The organism is Mycobacterium sp. (assembly GCF_046095365.1).
In the GTDB taxonomy this organism is placed as follows: domain Bacteria; phylum Actinomycetota; class Actinomycetes; order Mycobacteriales; family Mycobacteriaceae; genus Mycobacterium.
Genome location: NZ_JBJTJF010000139.1, coordinates 1 through 17,200 on the forward strand (window position 1 = coordinate 1; position 17,200 = coordinate 17,200).

The following is a 17,200-nucleotide window of genomic DNA, read 5'->3' on the forward strand; positions in this document are numbered from 1 at the left end:
GTTCCAGAAGCTCCTCGCAGGCGGCCCGCGGCCCCTGCGCGACCACCAGCACCCGCCCGTCGGGCTGGTTGCTGGCATACCCGGTCAGGCCCAGTTCCAGCGCCCGCGATCGCGTCCACCAGCGGAACCCCACACCCTGGACGTACCCGTGGACCCAGGCGGTCAGCCTGGCGCCGTCGTTCACGAGGCCTCCCCCGCCACCTCGAAGGTGATCGTCGTCCCGGACTTCAGCGTTCGCCCGACCGTGCAGGACTGGTCGATCGCCCGCCCGACGACGATCAGCAGGCGCTGTTTCTCCTCGGCGGACAACCCGGACATGTCGATCTCGAGGGTCTCGGCCAGCAGCGGGTAGCGCTCCTGCTCCCGGTCGGCCGGCCCCGAGACCCGGATGACCGCCGGGTAGTCGTCGCCCAGGCGGCGCCGCAGCGGCTGGTCGCTGGACAGCCCGCTGCAGCCGGCCAGCGCGATTTTGAGCAGTTCGCCGGGGGTGAAGACGCCCTCGTCGGTCTCCGAGCCGATCAGCACCTCCGCGCCGCGGCCGCTGCGCCCGGTGTAGCGCCGCACCCCGGTGCGTTCCACCCACAGTTCAGTCATGGGGAGTTTCTACCCTGCCGCACCGCCGGGCTTTCGCGATGGTGGGGGCCGGACCGGTCCCGGCACCCGCGGCCGCGGCTGGCAGACCGGGCAGTAGAACGACGACCGGTTCATGAACTTCTCCCGGCGGATCACCGCCCCGCATCGCCGGCAGCCCCGGTCCTCCCGGCCGTAGACGTTCAGCGAGCGGTCGAAGTACCCCGACTGGCCGTTGACGTTGACGTAGAGCGAGTCGAAGGAGGTACCGCCCTCCCGCAGCGCCTCGCTCATCACCTCGGCCGCCGCGTCGAGCACGGCCCCGAGCCGGCGGCGGGTCAGCTTCTCGGCCACCCGGGCGCCGTTGACCTCCGCGCGCCACAGCGCCTCATCGGCGTAGATGTTGCCGATCCCGGACACCACGGTCTGGTCCAGGAGCTGGCGCTTGATCTCGGAATGCTTGCGCCGCAACGCATTGACGACAGCATCGCGGTCGAATCGCGGATCCAGCGGATCGCGGGCGATATGCGCGACCGGTGCGGGAACCCGGCTGCCCTCGACGCTGACGAGATCGGCGAGCTGCCAGCCGCCGAAGGTGCGCTGGTCGACGAAACTCAGTTCGGTGCCGTCGTCGAGAATCGCGGCGATGCGCAGGTGACCGGTGTCGGCGATCGGCCCGAGCAGCATCTGCCCGCTCATTCCCAGATGCACCACCAGCGCGGTCTGGTCATCGCCGAGGTTCAGCCACAGGTACTTGCCCCGCCGGTCCGTTCCGGTGATCCGCGCTCCGGTCAGCCGCGCGGTCAGATCCGCCGCACCGGCCTCGTGCCGGCGAACCGCCCGGGGATGCCGAACCTGGACGGCGGTGAGGACACGGCCGGCCACGTGCGCCTGCAGGCCGCGCCGCACCACCTCGACCTCGGGAAGTTCAGGCATCCAGGTCGGCGGCGACTTCGGCCGGCCGGTACGCCGGGTCGGCGTCCAGCGCGGTCCAGGCAGCCGCGGCGGCCTCGGTCTCGGCGGCCTTCTTCGACCGGCCCGTGCCCGTGCCGCAGAGCTCCCCGTTGACGTACACCACCGCAGCGAAGCGCCGGTCGTGGTCGGGCCCCTCGGAGGTGACCTCGTAACGCGGGACTCCCAGCCCCCGGGCGGCGGTCAGCTCCTGCAGGCTGGATTTCCACTCCAGAGCCGCGCCCAGCGTCGGGGCGGTGTCGAGCAGCTCGTCGAACAACCCCAGGATCACCCGTCGCGCGCCCTCGAGGCCGTGCCGGAGGTAGACCGCCCCGAGCAGCGACTCCAGGGTGTCGGCGAGGATGCTCGGCTTGGCATGCCCGCCGGTGTTGATCTCGCCCCGGCCCAGCAGCAGATACTCGCCGAGCCCCTCGCCGGTCAGGTCGCGGGCCACCCCGGCCAGCGCCTGGCTGTTGACGATGCTGTTGCGCAGCTTGGCCAGGTCGCCTTCCGAGCTGTCCGGGTGGCGGCGGAACAACTCCTCCACGATCACCAGCCCCAGCACGGCGTCTCCGAGCAGTTCCAGCCGCTCGTTGGTGGGCAGCCCGCCGTTCTCGTAGGCATAGCTGCGGTGCGTCAGGGCCAGGGTCAGCAGATCCTCGGGCAGGTCCGCGCCCAGGGCATCGAGAAGCTTCCGGTGGGTCACGACGGCTCCCCGTCCGGCGGCAGCAGGGTGGCCAGCCTGGCCCAGCGCGGGTCGACCTCCTCGTGCCGGTGCCCGGGCTCGGCGCCGGCCAGTGCGACACCGCACCTCGGGCACAGGCCCGGGCAGTCCTGCCTGCACAGCGGGGTGAACGGCAGGGCCAGCCCGACGGCGTCGACGATGGACTGCTCGAGGTCGACGGTGTGGTCGACGACGTGCCCCACCTCGTCGGCCTCGGTGGTCGACTCGGTGAGGCTGTCGGGGTAGGCGAACAGTTCGGTCAACACGATGTCGACCTCGCCGGCCACCGGCCCCAGGCACCGCGAGCACTCGCCGCGGGTGGGGCCGTGCACCGAGCCCGACACGAGGACGCCCTCGGAGACCGATTCCAGCCGGAGGTCGAGGTCGAGCGGCGCGCCGGGCTCGATCGCGATCAGGTCCAGCCCGATGCGGCCCGGGCTGGGCACGGTCTGGCGGATCTCCTGCATGGCGCCCGGCCGACGCCCCAGCCGGGACACGTCGAAGACCAGCGGAGCACGCGGGTCGGGCGTCGCCATAACGGCGATCCTACGACCGCCGGCGGCTAGTGCTGCACGTAGTCGTGTGTGCCTGCGGCAGTGCGCAGTTGATGCCGCCCACGGCTGACCGAGCGCAACGTTCCGTTGAGGTACTCCTCGAACTGGGCCAGCTTGCTGTCGACGTAGACGTCGCACTCGCCGCGCAGCCGGTCGGCCTCGGCGTGGGCGGAGTCGACGAGCCTGGTGGCCTCGGCATGGGCGGACTGGACGACCTCGGTCGCCGAGACCAGCCGCTGCTGCTCCTTGATGCCTTCCTGGACGGCGTTCTCGTAGGAGATGTTGCCGTTCTCGACCAACCGGTCGGCCTCCGCCTTGGCCCGGGTGGTGGCCGCCTCGAAGTCCCGCTTGGCCGCCGCGGACAGCCGCGCCGCCTCGTCGCGGGCCTCGGCGACCATGCCGTCGCTGTGGGCGCGCGCCTCGGCGACCATCCGGTCGGCCTGCGACTTGGCGTCGGCCAGCAGCCGGTCGGCCTCGGCGCGGGCGTTACTGAGCAGCGACTCGGCCTCGGCGTTGGCGCCCGTCACCGTCGACTCGGCATGCTCCCGGGCCTCGTTGAGCATGGTGTCGCGGGCGTCCAGCACGTCCTGGGCGTCGTCCAGTTCGCCCGGAATCGCGTCCTTGATGTCATCGAGCAGTTCCAGGACGTCGCCGCGGGGAACCACGCAGCCTGCCGTCATCGGCACACCGCGGGCCTCTTCGACGATCGCGCTCAGTTCGTCCAGCGCTTCAAAAACTCGGTACACGGCGCACCCTCCAGGCTAAATCAGTGGTAGTGACCAGTGTGCCTGCTGTTACTGCTGTGACTGTGCTGGCGGCGCGGTGTGTCGCGAACTAGCCGGATCCGCCCAGTTTGGCCCGCAGTCGCCGGTTGACCGACTCGGGAAGCAGATTCGACACGTCCCCACCGAGGCCGGCGACCTCCTTGGCTAACGACGAGGAGACGAACGAGTACTGCGGGGTGGTGGCGACGAAGAACGTGTCCACCCCGGCGACGTGCTTGTTCATCTGGGCCATCTGCAACTCGTACTCGAAATCCGTACCGGTGCGCAGGCCCTTGACGATCGCGGTGTACCCGCGGGCCCGGACGAAGTCGACCACCAGTCCCGTACCCGCTTCCGCGCGCAGGTTCGGCAAATGGGCCGTCGCCTCCTCGATCATCGCGATGCGCTCGTCGACGGTGAACATGCCCGCCTTCTTCGGGTTGCCCAGAACCGCGACGATCACCTCGTCGAATTGCGCGGCCGCCCGTTCGAAGACGTCGACGTGGCCGAGGGTCACCGGGTCGAAGGACCCCGGACACACCGCGCCGCTCATAGGCGATGACGCTAGCAGCCGCCGACCGCCTCGATGCCGAGCATTTCGGCCGCTTCCAGCCTGGTGTCGCCGTAACGGCGCGGCGGCCACACCGCCCAGCCGGGCGGCCAGGTCAGCGCCGGCACAGACACCGGCCGCTCCACCACGACCAGGCCGCCGGCCCGCACCCAGCCGACGCCGCCCAGGGTGGCCAGCACCGCCTCGATCTGGTCGGCGGGGGTGTCATAGGGCGGGTCGGCCAGCACCAGGTCCACCGGATGCGCCGCCCCGGATGCCAGCACGGCCGGCACCGATCCGCGACGGACCGTCGCCCCGGGTAGCCCGACCGTGGCGATGTTGCGGGCGATGACCTCGGCCGCGCGCCGGTCGGATTCGACGAACAGGACCGAGGCCGCCCCCCGGGACAGCGCCTCCAGGCCCAGCGCGCCCGAGCCCGCGTAGAGGTCGAGCACCCGCAGGCCGTCGAAATCGCGGCGGGCCGCCAGCATGTTGAACATCGCTTCGCGGACCCGGTCGGTGGTCGGCCGGGCGGACGGCGGCACAGCCAGCCGCCGTCCACCGGCGACGCCGGCGACGATGCGAGTCACGGTTCTAGATCAGGGTCGACCAGTAGTCCCAGAACCGGACCAGGATCTCCAGCAGCACCCAGACGAACCACAACGCCACCAACGGCCAGCGCCACTGGTACAGACCGCGCGCGACCGGGTTGGAGGCCAACGGCCGCAATGCGATTGAGGCCACGACGACGAACAGCGGGATGGTCACCGCCCACACCACCATGCAATACGGGCACAGCGCCCCGATGTCGTAGAGCGTCTCGTACTTCAGCCAGTGCACGAAAGCCACTCCCACGGCGGTGCCGGCCATCAGGCCCACCCAGTACCAGCGCGGCAGCGTCACCCCGGCCACCGACAGCACGCCGGTCACGATGACGACACTGAAGGCGATGATGCCGAACATCGGGTTGGGCGGGCCGAACACCGAGGCCTGCGGGGTCACGATCACCGACCCGCAGGCCAGCACCGGGTTGATGTTGCAACTCGGCACGAAGGACGGGTCTTTGAGGACTTCGATCTTGTCCACCAGCAGCGTGACCGACGAGAGCAGGCCGACGACGCCGGCGATAAGGATCCACCAGGCGCTGGCCCGGCCCACCCGCACCCCGGCCGGCGAGGCGGGCCGGGCCGGGTCGGTCTCCGCCGGTGCCGGCGTGGTGAGGCTCACTGCGCCGGTGCCGGCGCCGCGGACGTCGTGGCCGGTGCCGGTGATGTCGGCGAAGGCGTGGGCATCAGGGCGGGAAGCGGCCCGACGATCGCGGCGACCTTGGCCAGCAATTCATCCGGTGTGGCCGGATTGATGTCCTGGCCGTTGAGCCGCAGCGTCGGGGTGGCGGTGATCTTGGCCGCCGCGGCCAGACCCTTGCTCATCTTCTCGTACTTGCCCTTGTCGATGCAGTCGGGCACCCCGCCGGTGACGCCGGCCTGACGGGCGGTCTCGATCAGTGCCGCGTTGTCAGGTCCGGTGCCCGAACCCTCCTGGGGCTGCTTGGCGAACAGCGCGGAGTGGAAACGCACGAACGCGTCCTTGTTCTCGTCGGCGACGCAGTAGGCGGCGTTGGCGGCGCGGCCGGAGTACCCGCCGTTGGTCCGGTTGAGGATCGACACCATGTAGTAGTCGACGGCCGCCGCGCCGCTGTCCACGAGCTTGGCGACCGCCGGGCCGAACGTCTTCTCGAAATCACGGCAGTGCGGGCACTGGAAGTCCTCGTAGATCGACAGCACGGCCTTGGGCTCGTCGGTGTTGTCCTTCTTGATCAGCGACTGGGATGCGACCCGCACGGCCTGCGGATTACCGCTCCCCTTGTCGTGACCCATCACGATCCAGAGCACCAACCCGACGGCGAACAGCGCCACGATGGCGGTCAGGCCGATCTTGACGAGCAGGTCACGCTTGCGGTCCTGGGCGTTCAAGTCGTATTTGGGAGGGCTTTTCTTGTTGGTGGCCACGGTCGGCTGGTCCTCGCTGTCGGTGACGGTTCGGGGTTCCAGAGTACCGGCGGGGTCGCCGGGACCGTCAGTCGCGGGCCAAGTGCGCCCGCAGCGCCGAGATCATCTCCGAGTTGGCCCGGCTGACCGCTCCGCCCAGAAGGTTCAGGTTGAGGAACGCATGGATCATCGACGACATCTGCCGGTGGTCGACCGCCACCCCGGCCTCCCCCAGCCTGGCGGCGTACTGCTGCCCCTCGTCGCGCAGCGGGTCGAAACCGGCCGTGACCACCAGAGCCGGCGACAGGCCGCCGAGGTCGCGGGCCAGCGCCGGCGAGACCCGCGGATCGGTCTCGTCGAGGCCAGACCCGGCCAGGTAGAGGTTCTGGAACCAGTCCAGGTCGGCCTTGCTCAGCAGGAACCCGGCGCCGAGCAGCGAGCGGGAGCGGGTCTGGCCGCGCAGATCGGTGACGGGGTAGATCAGCCACTGCAGCGCCGGCAGGGGGTCGCCGGCGTCGCGGGCCAGCCGGGTCACCACCGCCGCCAGGTTTCCCCCGGCACTGTCCCCGCCGACCGCCACCCGCCTCGGGTCGGCGCCGAGGTCCGCCGCCCGCTCCCGGGCCCAGCGGTAGGCGGTGTAGGCGTCGTCGAGGGGGGCGGGCGCGGGATGCTCCGGCGCCAGCCGGTAGTCGACGGCCAGTACGTGGACCCCGGCGTCGCGGCAGATCAGCCGGCAGGCCGAGTCGTGGGTGTCCAGGTCGCCGAAGACCCAGCCGCCGCCGTGATAGAAGACCAGCAGCGGGGCCGGGCCGCTGACCGCGGGACGGTAGTGCCGGGCCGGGATGACTCCGGCCGGGCCGGGGATCGACACCGGTCTGACCTCGCCGACCCGCACAGCGGGCTCGTCGAGGGTGGCGGTCAGCGCCCTGTTGGCGGTCCGGGTCGCCACGGGGTCACCGTCGACAACCAGGCTCTCGATTCCCAGCCGACGCTGCGCGGCCAGCATCATCTGGATCGACGGATCGAGCGTGTTGCCGTCGATGGTGACCGCCCTGCCGCCGGAGAGCAGCAGCTTGGCCCGGTGGGGTAACCGCGGAATCACCTTGACGCCCAACCGATTGCCGGCGGCCAGGACCCGCTCCTTGACGGTTGCCATGAGCCGCAGCTTACGCCCGGCACGACTCGTACTATCCTCAGCCGAATCCGCTCGATCGGAACACTCGATGCACAGGCAGGTGACATGACACCGACGGCCGCCATCCCCACCGTCACGCTCAACGACGGCCACACCATCCCGGTGCTCGGTCTGTGCGTCCGCGACGTGCCTCCGGCCGATGCCCAGGCCCTGGTCGCGGCGGCTCTGGCGGCGGGTTACCGGCTGATCGACACCGCTCCGGCCAACGAAGAGGCCGTCGGGCGCGCGATCGCCGGCGCCGGCATCTCCCGCGACGAGTTGTACGTCACCACCAGGATGGCCGCCGCCGACCAGGGCTTCCAGTCTTCGCAGGACGCCTGCAAGGCGAGTCTGGCCCGGCTCGGCCTGGACTACCTGGACCTCTACCTGATCGGCTGGCCCGCCGAGGAGAACGGGAAGTACATCGACGCCTGGGGCGGGATCATGAAGTCCAAGGAGGTCGACGACACCCGGTCGATCGGCGTCAGCAACTTCAGCCCCGAACACCTGTCCAACATCATCGACCTGTCCTTCTTCGTACCGGCCGTCAACCAGGTCGAGTTGCATCCCCTGCTCAGCCAGTCCGAACTGCGGGCGGTCCACTCGCAGCACTCCATCGTCACCGAGGCCTACTGCCCGCTGGCGGCGGGAACGCTGCTGGAGCATCCCGCCGTCACGGCGGTGGCCGCCGCCCACGGCAAGTCCCCGGCCCAGGCCCTGCTGCGGTGGAGCATCCAGATGGGCAACGTCGCGATTCCGCGTGCCACGACGCCGGCGCATCTGGCCGAGAACCTCGGCGTGTTCGACTTCGCGCTGACCAACGACGAGATGGCCACCCTCACCGGTCTCGACGACGGCACCCGGCTGCGGCCCGGCCCGGCTTCGACCTGAGAAAAATCCTGAAAATTCGCCAATAACCCGTGCACTCAGCTAAATCAAACCTAGGCTCCCGACCTATCAGCTTGACCACAGGAAGGGATTTCCCGACATGGAACTATCAGCCCGGTCGTACCTGACCGCCGGCGTTGCCGCGATCAGCGTCGGCGCCATCGCCCTGTCCCCGGTTCAGCCCGTGCCAAACCAGCTGGCCCTGGCCCCGGGCAAAGCCGTCCAGTCAGTCGCCGTCGATCTCACCGCCGGCCAGATCGACATCATCACGCCGTGGGTCGACACGCTCAAGCTCGCCGGGGCGAACATCGCGGCGCTGCTGAACTTCTACCTCGAGCAGCCGATTCCGCTGATCAAAACCATCAGCGCCAACATCGGCACCTACATCCAGGAACTGCCCGACGTCCAACTCATTGCCAGCCAGATCGTGGGCAACATCAACACCTTCTTCAAGGCGCCGTGGGATCCGGGCACATGCGCCACCGATCCGTGCGGCGATCCCGCCTTCTACGAAGGCGACTACATCTCCAACGTCCCGATCACGAACAAGATCCCGTTCATCGCGCCGAAGGGGTTCAGCCAGCGCGAGCTCTACCAGCTTCTGCCGACGGTCCTGCAGGCCTCCGCGCCCGACCTGCTCACCACGCTGGCACCGCTGCTGGCCTTCACCGCCAACCACTACAGCGGCCAGGTGGCGGGTCTGGTAGGGCCGTTGCTGGCGCCCCTGGTCGTGCTGACCCGGAGCTTCACCGCGATCGGTGAGGCCTTCCAGGCCGGTGACGTCGCCGGAGCGGTCAACGAACTGCTCAACATCCCGGCCAACGTGACCAACGGCGTTCTCAACGGCGCCGGTTACGTCGACCTGACCGGAGTGGTCAACGCCATCCAGCCGCTGCCGCCGGAGATCAAGAGCATCGGACTCAACCTGGGCGGGCTGGTCAGCCCTCCGGTGCCGTTCGAGGGCACCCTCGAGGCCCCCACCGCCCTCAGCGGCGGTGTGCTCTTCGACAACATCGCCACCGAGGCCTCGGCGCTCGGCGTCTCGGTGAAGACGCCGGGCCTGCCCGTGAGCTGGTTCGGCTCGGTCATCGGCCTCGGCCAGTTCCTGGGTGACGCGATGGTGGTCACCCCCCCGGCGGAGGTCACCCCGCCGGCGCGGGTCCGGGCCAGGGTTGCGTCCGCGACGGCCGCGGCCGAGGCGGCCGCTGCGGCGGCTCCGGCCGCCACGGTGAAGGCTCCGGCGACAAAGCGGCCGGTGCTGACCAGGAAGGCGCCGTTCGGCAAGCAGTCCAGGGCCACCGCCCGGGCGGCGCGGTCGGCCAGGGCGGCCGCCGCAAGTCACACCGACTGAGACCCCCAACCGCCCCGCAACGCGGCGGTAAGTTGCCAGCGCAACTGACCGCCGCGTTTTCGCGTGTCGCGGGCCGGGCCCCGACCGGCGCCGCGCCGACCCCGTGACCTGGGCTTCAGCGCCTCCGGCGGCAACGTCGGCGGGGCCGGGAAAATTCTTTCCGGCGAACCCTTGCGCTCAGGAAATTCTCAGCTATATTCGTTAGCTATCAGGTTAATCACAGGAAGGGGACCTGACGTGAACGTCACCGCTCGCACCTACCTCACCACCGGAATTGCCGCCCTCGGCGCGGGCGCGATCGCCCTCACGCCGATCCAGCCGCTGCCCGGTCATCTGGCGCTGGCCCCGCATCGGGCCGAGAGCCTGGCGGTCGAACTCGCCGCCGCCATCGACCCGATCACCCCCTGGGTCGACACCATCAAGCTGACCCTCGCCAACATCGAGAAGCTGGTCGGCTTCTACCTGCAGCAGCCGCTCCCGATCCTGACGACCATGTCCAAGAACTGGGTGACCTACATCCAGGAACTGCCGGACATCCAGCTCATCGCCGAACAGATCGTCGGCAACGTCAACACCTTCTTCAAAGCGCCCTGGTCCCCCGGCGATCCCGAAGGCTCCTACATCTCCAACGTGCCGATCACGACCGGCATCCCGCTGAGCCAGAGGGCCGTCTACGCCGTGCTGCCGGTTGTCCTCGGCGACGCCTACGCCCAGCTGGAGCAGATCATCAAGTTCACCGCGACCCCCTACAGCGGCCAGGTGGCCGGTCTCGTCGGACCGCTGCTGGCGCCCCTGGTCGAGCTGACCCGGAGTTTCACCGCCATCGGCCAGTACTTCCAGGACGGCGACGTCACGGGGGCGATCAACGAGCTCATCAACATCCCGGCCAACGTCACCAACGCCGTGCTGAACGGCGCGGGCTACCTGGACCTGACCGGGGTGGCGGGCGCGATCGCCCCGCTCCCGCCCGAGGTCAAGAGCATCGGGCTCAACCTCGGCGGCCTGGTCAGTCCGCCGGTCCCGACCGAGGGCACGCTGGAGGCACCCACGGCGCAGAACGGCGGCGTGATGTTCGACTCGCTGGCGGCCGAGATCAGCTACAAGATCTCCAACTTCCCGCCGCCCAACGGCACCTCGGTCAACGTCACCGATCCGGGCCTGCCGGTGAGCTGGTTCGGATCGGTCATCGGCCTCGGCCAGCTCCTCGGCGACCAGATGCTGGTCACCCCGCCCGCTCCGGCACAGGCCCCGCTCGGCGCGGCGGCTGCCCCGGAGGCGCTCGCCGCCGACGAGGCTCCGGCGGTCGTCGACGCCGCGGTGACCGACTCCGAGGCCCCGGCCGCGGTGGCGAAAGTCCCCGCGTTGCCTCCCGCGTTGTCCAAGGTCCCCGCGGTGGCCAAGGCTCAGGACGCGTTGTCCAAGGTCCCCGCGTTGTCCAAGGTCCCCGCGGTGGCCAAGGCTCAGGAAGCGGTGGCCAAGGCGCGCGCCGCACTGGCCAAGGCCCCGGTGAGCAAGCGTGGTCAGGCTGCCTCCTCCACCCGCGAATCCGGTCGCGGGCTGGCCAAGGCTGCCGCGGCACGCCACGCCGGCTAGTCATCTAGCCGCCCGCGACGCGCGGCGGTCAGCTGGATGGGCAGCTGGCCGCCGCGTTTCGCAATTCCCGGGCCGAATCCCGGTCCACCGGGAGACGGTAGCCGCGCAGCACCCCGATGAACGCCACCGCGTACTGGCACCGGAAGGCGGTGTTTGGCGGCAGCCACTCCCCCGGCGGCAGATCGCCCTTGTCCTGGTTGGCCTGACCGGCGACCGCCAGCAGGTTGGCGGGGTCATTGGCGAAGCGCTTGCGCAACTGGTCGGTCCAGTCCCGCGCCCCCATGTCCCAGGCGAAGGCCAGCGGCACGATGTGGTCGATCTGGACCGACGTCCCCACCTGGTTTCCCCGTACGAACGCGACGGTGGAGTCGGTATAGGGGTCGCGCAGCGATCCGCTTGCCACTGCACGGGGGCAACGCCCGGTCGCGGTGAAGGTCTTCTCCGTCAGGTCCCGGGTCAAGATGTCATTTCTTGTGTCGCAACGGTTTCCGCCACCGGGTGCACCGTTGTCATCGTCCCAGGCGTCGCCGAACGCCGCTCGCCGATAGTCGTTCCCGCGGACCCGCTCCGGCACCACGGCGATCCCGGCCAGAACGTCGGCTCCCGGCGCGACCCGCGGCGCACCGGCTTGCCCGGCCCGATCCGGACGACCGGCGGCCAGGACGACCTGCGCGGCGACCACGACCGCCACCGCCGCCACCGCGGCGATCCAGAGCAGCGTTCCGCGCTTCACGCCTTGTCCAGGAACTCGATACGGTCCGAACCGGTGAACGGACCGGCCAGCAGTGCCATCCCCGAGTTGTCCGGATCGGCGGCGTAAACCGACTCGCACAACTCGCGAGCGGCCAGGATCAGATCGAGATGCTCGGCCAGCGACAGGAAGCGAAGCGTGATCGGCCTGCCGGACTGGCTGTGCCCCAGCACATCTCCCTCACGGCGCTCCTGCAGATCCAGGTCGGCCAGCGCGAAGCCGTCCATGGTGGCCGCCACCGCTTCGAGCCGTTCACCGGCCTTGGATCCCTGCGGCAGCCGGGTGGCCAGCAGGCAGAGACTGGGGTGTGAACCGCGGCCGATCCGCCCGCGCAGCTGGTGCAGCTGGCTGATGCCGAACCGGTCGGCGTCCATCACCACCATCATCGTCGCGTTCGGCACGTCCACGCCCACCTCGATGACGGTCGTGCTCACCAGCACGTCGACCTCACCGGCCCGGAAAGCCGCCATGACCGCGTCCTTCTCCTCGGCCGGCAGCCGGCCGTGCATCAGGCCCAGCCGCAGGCCCGACAACGCGCCGCGACTCAACTGCTCGTAGAGGTTGACCACGGTGATCGGCGGCGGCCCGCCCTGGTCGGCACCGGTCTCGTCGTTCTCGTCGATCCGGGACGCGACGACATAGGCCTGGCGCCCCCGGGAGACCTCCTCGGTGACACGCTGCCAGGCCCGATCGAGCCACTGCGGCTTCTCCTTGACGAATACGGTCTTGGTGGTGATCGTCTGGCGGCCGCGCGGGAGTTCACGCAGCGTCGAGGTCTCCAGGTCGCCGTACACGGTCAGCGCGACGGTACGCGGGATCGGCGTGGCCGTCATGACCAGCAGGTGCGGTGTGAGCCCGTCGGGGGCTTTGGCGCGCAACCGGTCTCGCTGCTCGACCCCGAACCGATGCTGTTCGTCGACCACCACCATGCCCAGCCGGTGGAACTCCACGGCGTCCTGGAGCAGAGCATGCGTGCCGACGACGATGCCGGCCGCCCCCGAGGCCACCGCATCGCGGGCCTGACGCTTCTGGGCGGCCGACATCGACCCGGTCAGCAGCGCCACTCCGGTGGCCCGTTCGTCGCCGCCGAGTTGCCCGGACATCGCAAGCGGGCCCAGGACGTCTCGGATGGACCGGTCGTGCTGGGCGGCGAGTACCTCCGTCGGCGCAAGCAGGGCGCACTGGTAACCGGCGTCGACCATCTGCAGCATCGCCAGCACCGAGACGATCGTCTTGCCGGAGCCGACCTCGCCCTGCAGCAGGCGGTGCATCGGCCTGGCGGCCGCCAGTTCGGCGGAGATGACCTCGAGCACCTCCCGCTGTCCGCCGGTCAGCTCGAACGGCAGCCGGCCGGACATCGCGGCCACCAGGCCGTCGGACCGGGGTGGGGCCGGCGGTCCGGAATCGGCCAGTTCGCCGTACCGGCGCGCCACCAGCGCCCACTGCAGCCCAACGGCTTCGTCGAAGGTCAGCCGCTCGCGGGCGCGGTCGCGGTCACGCTCGTTCTCCGCGATGTGGATCGCCCGCAGTGCGGTGTCCTCGGAAACCAGATTACGTTGGCGCAGAACGGATTCCGGGAGCATCTCAGGTATCGGATCCAGGACGTCGAGAACCTGGCGCACGCATGCGTAGATGTCCCAGCTCTGAAGCTTGGCACTGGCCGGGTAGATCGGGAAGAAGTCGCGCTCGAACACCGATATGTCGAATTCGCCGGTCGGGTCACCGGCCGAGTCGGCGATGGTCTTCAGCGATTTGGTCCCGAACCTCTTGCCACTGGGCGAGTCCAGCACCAGAAACGCCGGGTGGGTCAGCTGCATGGTGCCCTTGTAGTAGCCGACTTCGCCGGACAGCATCAGCCGGGTCCCGGCGACCAGGCCGGCCTTGAGGTAGCGGGCGTTGAAGAACGTGGCGGTGACTTTCGGACGACGGTTGCGCAACGTGACGACCAGGTACTCGCGGCGGGGCTGGCGGCTGGTCCAGCGGGCGTCGGCCTGGGCGATCTCGCCGACGAAGGTGATGTGTTCGCCCTCTGCGGGCGGTTCGTCCTCCTCGCCCCGGACCGTCATCCCCTGGCTGTATTTGCGGGGGTAGTGGCGAAGCAGGTCGTCGACGGTGCGGATGCCGAACGTCTCGTCCAGGGCCCGGGCGGCCTTGGCGCCCAGCACCGCGTCCAGACGGTCGGCCGGCGAGACCATGTCACTCCACCCCGATCAGCAGCAGGTCGCCGCGGTGGTCGGTGCGGTAGCTGGTGAATTCCGTGCCCGGGTGGCGGCGGCGTACGTGGGCGGCCAGCGCGTCGGCCGCGGTGTCGCCGGGTTGCGCGCCGGCGCCGACGAGCACGGTGACCAGTTCGCCGCCCGAGCCGAGCAGCAGATCGATCAGGCGGGCGGCAGCGGCCACGGGGTCGGGGTCCACCACCACCACCTCGTCGCCGGAGATGCCCAGGCCGTCGCCGGGCAGGCAGGCCCCGGCCCAGGTGAGCGCCTGCTCGGTGGCCAGACGCACCGACCCGTGCCGGGATCCGGCCGCGGCCCTGGCCATGGTGTAGCCGTCGTCGACGGCCTGGCGGTCCGGGTCGTGGACGGCCAGGGCGGCCAGGCCCTGGACCATCGAGCCGCAGGGCAGCGGCACCACGTCGACGCCCCAGCCGATCGCCGCGGTGCAGCCGGCCACCAGGTCCTCGGCGGAAACGTAGCCGTTGGGCAGCACCATCACCTGGGCGGCGCCGGTGTCGACCAGGGCGCGCAACAGCCGGTCGGCGCTGACCCCGTCGGCCGGATCGACCAGTTCGGCGTCCGGCCGAAGCACGCAGGCACCCTCACCGCCGAACAGCCGAGCGGCCCCGTCACCGTCGACGACGGCCAGCACGGCCCGCTGCCGGGTCCAGCCTCCCGGTGCGACCCGGCCGGTCGCCAGCGCCGAGATGCGGATCCGGCTGATCGAGCCGGCGGCCAGTCCGGCCTCCACGGCCGCCCCCGCGTCGTCGTTGTGGACGAGGAACGAGTGGCTCCCTTAGGCGGCCGGCGCCACGGCGACCGAATCGCCCAGCGCGTGAAGCCGGCCGCGCAGCCGGTCCAGTGCCTCGTCCCCGCAGCCGCCGAGCAGGTACATCACCTCGAACTGCGGGGGCGGCGCCTCGGCGGGCCCGGACCGGGCGGCAGGGGCCGCGGCCGGGTAGTCGCGGCGGGACGGGGCGTGTCCGGTGATGGTCGCGGCGAGGGTGTCGAGCAGGACCAGCAGGCCCCGGCCGCCGGCGTCGACCACCTGGTTCCGGGACAGCACCGCCAGCTGTCCGGTCGTACGGTCCAGTGCCTCAGCGGCCGCGCCTCCCGCCGCCTCCAGGGCGCCCACCAGCCCTGCCTCCTGCGCGAGCGCCTCCTCGACGGCCCCGGCGGCGGCCTGCAGGACCGAGACGACGGTGCCGTCCACCAGCTCCCCGCCCATCGCCTCCACCACCAGGGCCACCCCGTGCCGCAGCGCCGCCCCCAGCAGCGCGGCATCGATGTCGGCGATGTCGCGGTCGGCCGCGGCGCTCGCGGTGACCTCGGCCAGCGCCCGCAGGATCTGGGAGAGGATCACCCCCGAGTTGCCCCGGGCCCCGCCCCGCGCGCCCCGGGCCAGCGCTTCGGCGGCAGCGGTGACGTCGCCACCCCGGGCCTGCGCCTCCGCAGCGGCGGACCGCATGGTGAACAGCATGTTCGTCCCGGTGTCGGCGTCGGCGACCGGGTAGACGTTGAGGGCGTTGATCTCGTCGGTGTGGCGGATCAGCGCGGTGACGCAGGTGTGAGCCCACTCACGCAGGGCGGTCGCGTCCAGCCGCCGCTCGACCATCCCCACCTCCGATCCCGTTCGGCGTCAGCCTAGCCAGGACCGCCGACGCAGTGTGTCACGCACGCACCGGGCCATTTTGGTGTTCGAGTCAGCGCGCCGGTATCCTTGCCGGTTGACGGGTCGCCCGCGTGGAACGCCCCGCGCAGGTGGGTGAAACCACAGGTGAACCAAGATTTGAGGAGTTTCTGACATGGCTGCCGTGTGCGATATCTGCGGTAAGGGCCCCGGATTCGGCAAGTCGGTGTCGCATTCGCACCGCCGGACCAACCGCCGGTGGAACCCCAACATCCAGACCGTGCACGCCGCGGCCCGCCCCGGCGGCAACAAGCAGCGCGTCAACGTCTGCACCTCCTGCCTGAAGGCCGGCAAGGTCACTCGCGGGTAGGCGCCCTCACGGCAGTCGCCAGTCCACCGGTTCGGCAGCCATCCCGGTCAGCAGCTCGTTGGCCCGGCTGAACGGCCGGCTTCCGAAGAATCCCCGGCTCGCCGACAGCGGCGACGGGTGCGGCGATTCGATGGCCGCGCACCCACTGCCGGCCAGCATCGGTTTGAGCGAGGCGGCGTCTCGTCCCCACAGGATCGCGACCATCGGCCGCCCGCGGGCCGCCAGGGCGCGGATCGCGCATTCGGTGACAGCCTCCCAACCCTTGCCTCTGTGCGCGGCCGGCGTTCCCGGCGCCACGGTGAGCACCCTGTTGAGCAGCATCACCCCGCGCCGGGCCCACGGGGTCAGATCGCCGTTGGACGGCTCCGGGTAGCCCAGGTCGGCGCGGTACTCGGTGAAGATGTTGGCCAGACTGCGCGGCAGCGGCCGGACCCCGGGCGCGACCGAGAAACTCAGGCCCACCGCGTGGCCGGGGGTCGGATACGGATCCTGCCCCACGATCAGCACGCGGACGTCCTCGAAGGGAAAGCCGAAGGCGCGCAGGACGTCAGGACCCGCGGGAAGGTACCGGCGGCCGGCGGCGAGTTCGGCGCGCAGGAACTCCCCCATCACACCGACCTGATCGGCGACCGGAGACAGCGCCCGCGCCCAGCCGTCGTCGACGAGCTCACTCAGCGGGCGGGGCGTCACGGGGTGACAACCTATACCGGCGCCGGTGTCAGGCGTAGGACTGCCAGCCCGCCGGACCCGACCACGCCGCGCCGTCGAGCAGAACCTGCGGCGCACCGGCGCGCACCGCCCCGATCACCCGCCACCCGTGAGGCGGGTGACCGGGAAAACACGCCACCAGCGCGTGGTCCTCCCCGCCACCGAGCACCAGCGCCCAGGGATCGGCCCCCGCCGCCCGCGCGGCGGCCGCCACCGCGTCGGCGTCCGCGCGCAGCGCCGCTCCCCGCAGATCCATCACGACGCCGGAGGCGGATGTCAGGTGCCCGAGGTCGGCCAGCAGACCGTCGGAGACATCGGTCATCGCCTGGGCCCCGGCCTCCGCCGCCGCCCGGCCCTGGCCGTAGGGGGGCTCCGGCACCAGATGACGCATTCGCAACTCGTCGAAACCGCCAATACC

The 17,200-nt window shown here is 70.7% G+C and carries 18 protein-coding genes and 2 pseudogenes; 4 read left to right on the forward strand and 16 right to left on the reverse strand.

Going from position 1 to position 17,200, the window contains the following annotated elements; all coding sequences use genetic code 11:
• From ACKOQ4_RS11075 to ACKOQ4_RS11125, 11 genes are all read right to left on the reverse strand, one after another.
• Positions 1 to 184 (reverse strand): acylphosphatase (locus ACKOQ4_RS11075; RefSeq protein ID WP_526291753.1); only part of this gene is annotated, 184 nt, incomplete at its 3' end.
• Positions 181 to 594: an OsmC family protein gene (locus ACKOQ4_RS11080; protein ID WP_526291755.1), complete on the reverse strand. Its 414-nt coding sequence runs from the start codon at positions 592 to 594 to the stop codon at positions 181 to 183. The genes ACKOQ4_RS11075 and ACKOQ4_RS11080, both read right to left, overlap by 4 nt.
• A 9-nt stretch (positions 595 to 603) precedes the next feature.
• Positions 604 to 1,506, reverse strand: a complete 903-nt coding sequence (gene mutM, locus ACKOQ4_RS11085; RefSeq protein ID WP_526291757.1) for a bifunctional DNA-formamidopyrimidine glycosylase/DNA-(apurinic or apyrimidinic site) lyase — start codon at positions 1,504 to 1,506, stop codon at positions 604 to 606.
• Complete coding sequence (gene rnc, locus ACKOQ4_RS11090; RefSeq protein ID WP_526291759.1) at positions 1,499 to 2,227, reverse strand: ribonuclease III; 729 nt, start codon at positions 2,225 to 2,227, stop codon at positions 1,499 to 1,501. Before rnc ends, mutM begins: the two co-directional genes overlap by 8 nt.
• A complete protein-coding gene (locus ACKOQ4_RS11095) occupies positions 2,224 to 2,781 on the reverse strand; it encodes a YceD family protein (protein ID WP_526291760.1) in 558 nt (185 codons plus the stop codon). The genes rnc and ACKOQ4_RS11095 overlap by 4 nt, the downstream gene beginning before the upstream one ends.
• A 26-nt stretch (positions 2,782 to 2,807) precedes the next feature.
• Positions 2,808 to 3,545, reverse strand: coding sequence for a cell division protein SepIVA (gene sepIVA, locus ACKOQ4_RS11100; protein ID WP_526291761.1), 738 nt, complete (start codon positions 3,543 to 3,545; stop codon positions 2,808 to 2,810).
• A gap of 88 nt (positions 3,546 to 3,633) precedes the next feature.
• Complete coding sequence (gene coaD / locus ACKOQ4_RS11105; protein ID WP_526291763.1) at positions 3,634 to 4,116, reverse strand: pantetheine-phosphate adenylyltransferase; 483 nt, start codon at positions 4,114 to 4,116, stop codon at positions 3,634 to 3,636.
• An 11-nt stretch (positions 4,117 to 4,127) separates the two neighbouring features.
• Positions 4,128 to 4,703, reverse strand: coding sequence for a 16S rRNA (guanine(966)-N(2))-methyltransferase RsmD (gene rsmD / locus ACKOQ4_RS11110; RefSeq protein WP_526291765.1), 576 nt, complete (start codon positions 4,701 to 4,703; stop codon positions 4,128 to 4,130).
• A gap of 4 nt (positions 4,704 to 4,707) precedes the next feature.
• Positions 4,708 to 5,340 carry a vitamin K epoxide reductase family protein gene (locus ACKOQ4_RS11115; protein ID WP_526291767.1) on the reverse strand — a complete coding sequence of 211 codons (633 nt, stop codon included), beginning with the start codon at positions 5,338 to 5,340 and terminating at the stop codon, positions 4,708 to 4,710.
• A complete protein-coding gene (locus tag ACKOQ4_RS11120) occupies positions 5,337 to 6,122 on the reverse strand; it encodes a DsbA family protein (RefSeq protein ID WP_526291768.1) in 786 nt (261 codons plus the stop codon). The genes ACKOQ4_RS11115 and ACKOQ4_RS11120 overlap by 4 nt, the downstream gene beginning before the upstream one ends.
• Positions 6,123 to 6,189: 67 nt before the next feature.
• A complete protein-coding gene (locus ACKOQ4_RS11125; RefSeq protein ID WP_526291769.1) occupies positions 6,190 to 7,257 on the reverse strand; it encodes an alpha/beta hydrolase in 1,068 nt (355 codons plus the stop codon).
• Between the two features lie 84 nt (positions 7,258 to 7,341).
• Here ACKOQ4_RS11125 and ACKOQ4_RS11130 point away from each other — a divergent pair, with 84 nt between their 5' ends.
• The 3 genes from ACKOQ4_RS11130 to ACKOQ4_RS11140 all read left to right on the forward strand — a co-directional run bounded on the left by ACKOQ4_RS11130 (position 7,342) and on the right by ACKOQ4_RS11140 (position 11,107).
• A complete protein-coding gene (locus tag ACKOQ4_RS11130) occupies positions 7,342 to 8,166 on the forward strand; it encodes an aldo/keto reductase (RefSeq protein ID WP_526291771.1) in 825 nt (274 codons plus the stop codon).
• Between the two features lie 97 nt (positions 8,167 to 8,263).
• Positions 8,264 to 9,514 carry a hypothetical protein gene (locus tag ACKOQ4_RS11135; RefSeq protein ID WP_526291773.1) on the forward strand — a complete coding sequence of 417 codons (1,251 nt, stop codon included), beginning with the start codon at positions 8,264 to 8,266 and terminating at the stop codon, positions 9,512 to 9,514.
• Positions 9,515 to 9,751: 237 nt separating this feature from the next.
• Entirely contained in the window at positions 9,752 to 11,107 is a 1,356-nt protein-coding gene (locus ACKOQ4_RS11140; protein WP_526291775.1) for a hypothetical protein, read from the forward strand.
• A gap of 28 nt (positions 11,108 to 11,135) precedes the next feature.
• Here ACKOQ4_RS11140 and ACKOQ4_RS11145 read toward each other — a convergent pair whose 3' ends face one another.
• The 3 genes and pseudogenes from ACKOQ4_RS11145 to fakA all read right to left on the reverse strand — a co-directional run bounded on the left by ACKOQ4_RS11145 (position 11,136) and on the right by fakA (position 15,689).
• Positions 11,136 to 11,840, reverse strand: coding sequence for a GmrSD restriction endonuclease domain-containing protein (locus tag ACKOQ4_RS11145; RefSeq protein WP_526291777.1), 705 nt, complete (start codon positions 11,838 to 11,840; stop codon positions 11,136 to 11,138).
• Positions 11,837 to 14,053 carry an ATP-dependent DNA helicase RecG gene (gene recG, locus ACKOQ4_RS11150; protein ID WP_526291779.1) on the reverse strand — a complete coding sequence of 739 codons (2,217 nt, stop codon included), beginning with the start codon at positions 14,051 to 14,053 and terminating at the stop codon, positions 11,837 to 11,839. The genes ACKOQ4_RS11145 and recG overlap by 4 nt, the downstream gene beginning before the upstream one ends.
• Before the next feature lies 1 nt (position 14,054).
• Positions 14,055 to 15,689, reverse strand: a pseudogene (gene fakA / locus ACKOQ4_RS11155) (fatty acid kinase ATP-binding subunit FakA).
• Between the two features lie 190 nt (positions 15,690 to 15,879).
• Here fakA and rpmB point away from each other — a divergent pair.
• Entirely contained in the window at positions 15,880 to 16,074 is a 195-nt protein-coding gene (rpmB, locus tag ACKOQ4_RS11160; protein ID WP_526291781.1) for a 50S ribosomal protein L28, read from the forward strand.
• A gap of 6 nt (positions 16,075 to 16,080) precedes the next feature.
• On the opposite strand, the gene ACKOQ4_RS11165 is transcribed toward rpmB, so the two are convergent.
• Positions 16,081 to 16,764, reverse strand: coding sequence for a uracil-DNA glycosylase (locus ACKOQ4_RS11165; protein ID WP_526291783.1), 684 nt, complete (start codon positions 16,762 to 16,764; stop codon positions 16,081 to 16,083).
• 28 nt (positions 16,765 to 16,792) lie between these two features.
• Positions 16,793 to 17,200: pseudogene (locus tag ACKOQ4_RS11170) on the reverse strand (thiamine-phosphate kinase); the annotation flags it as partial.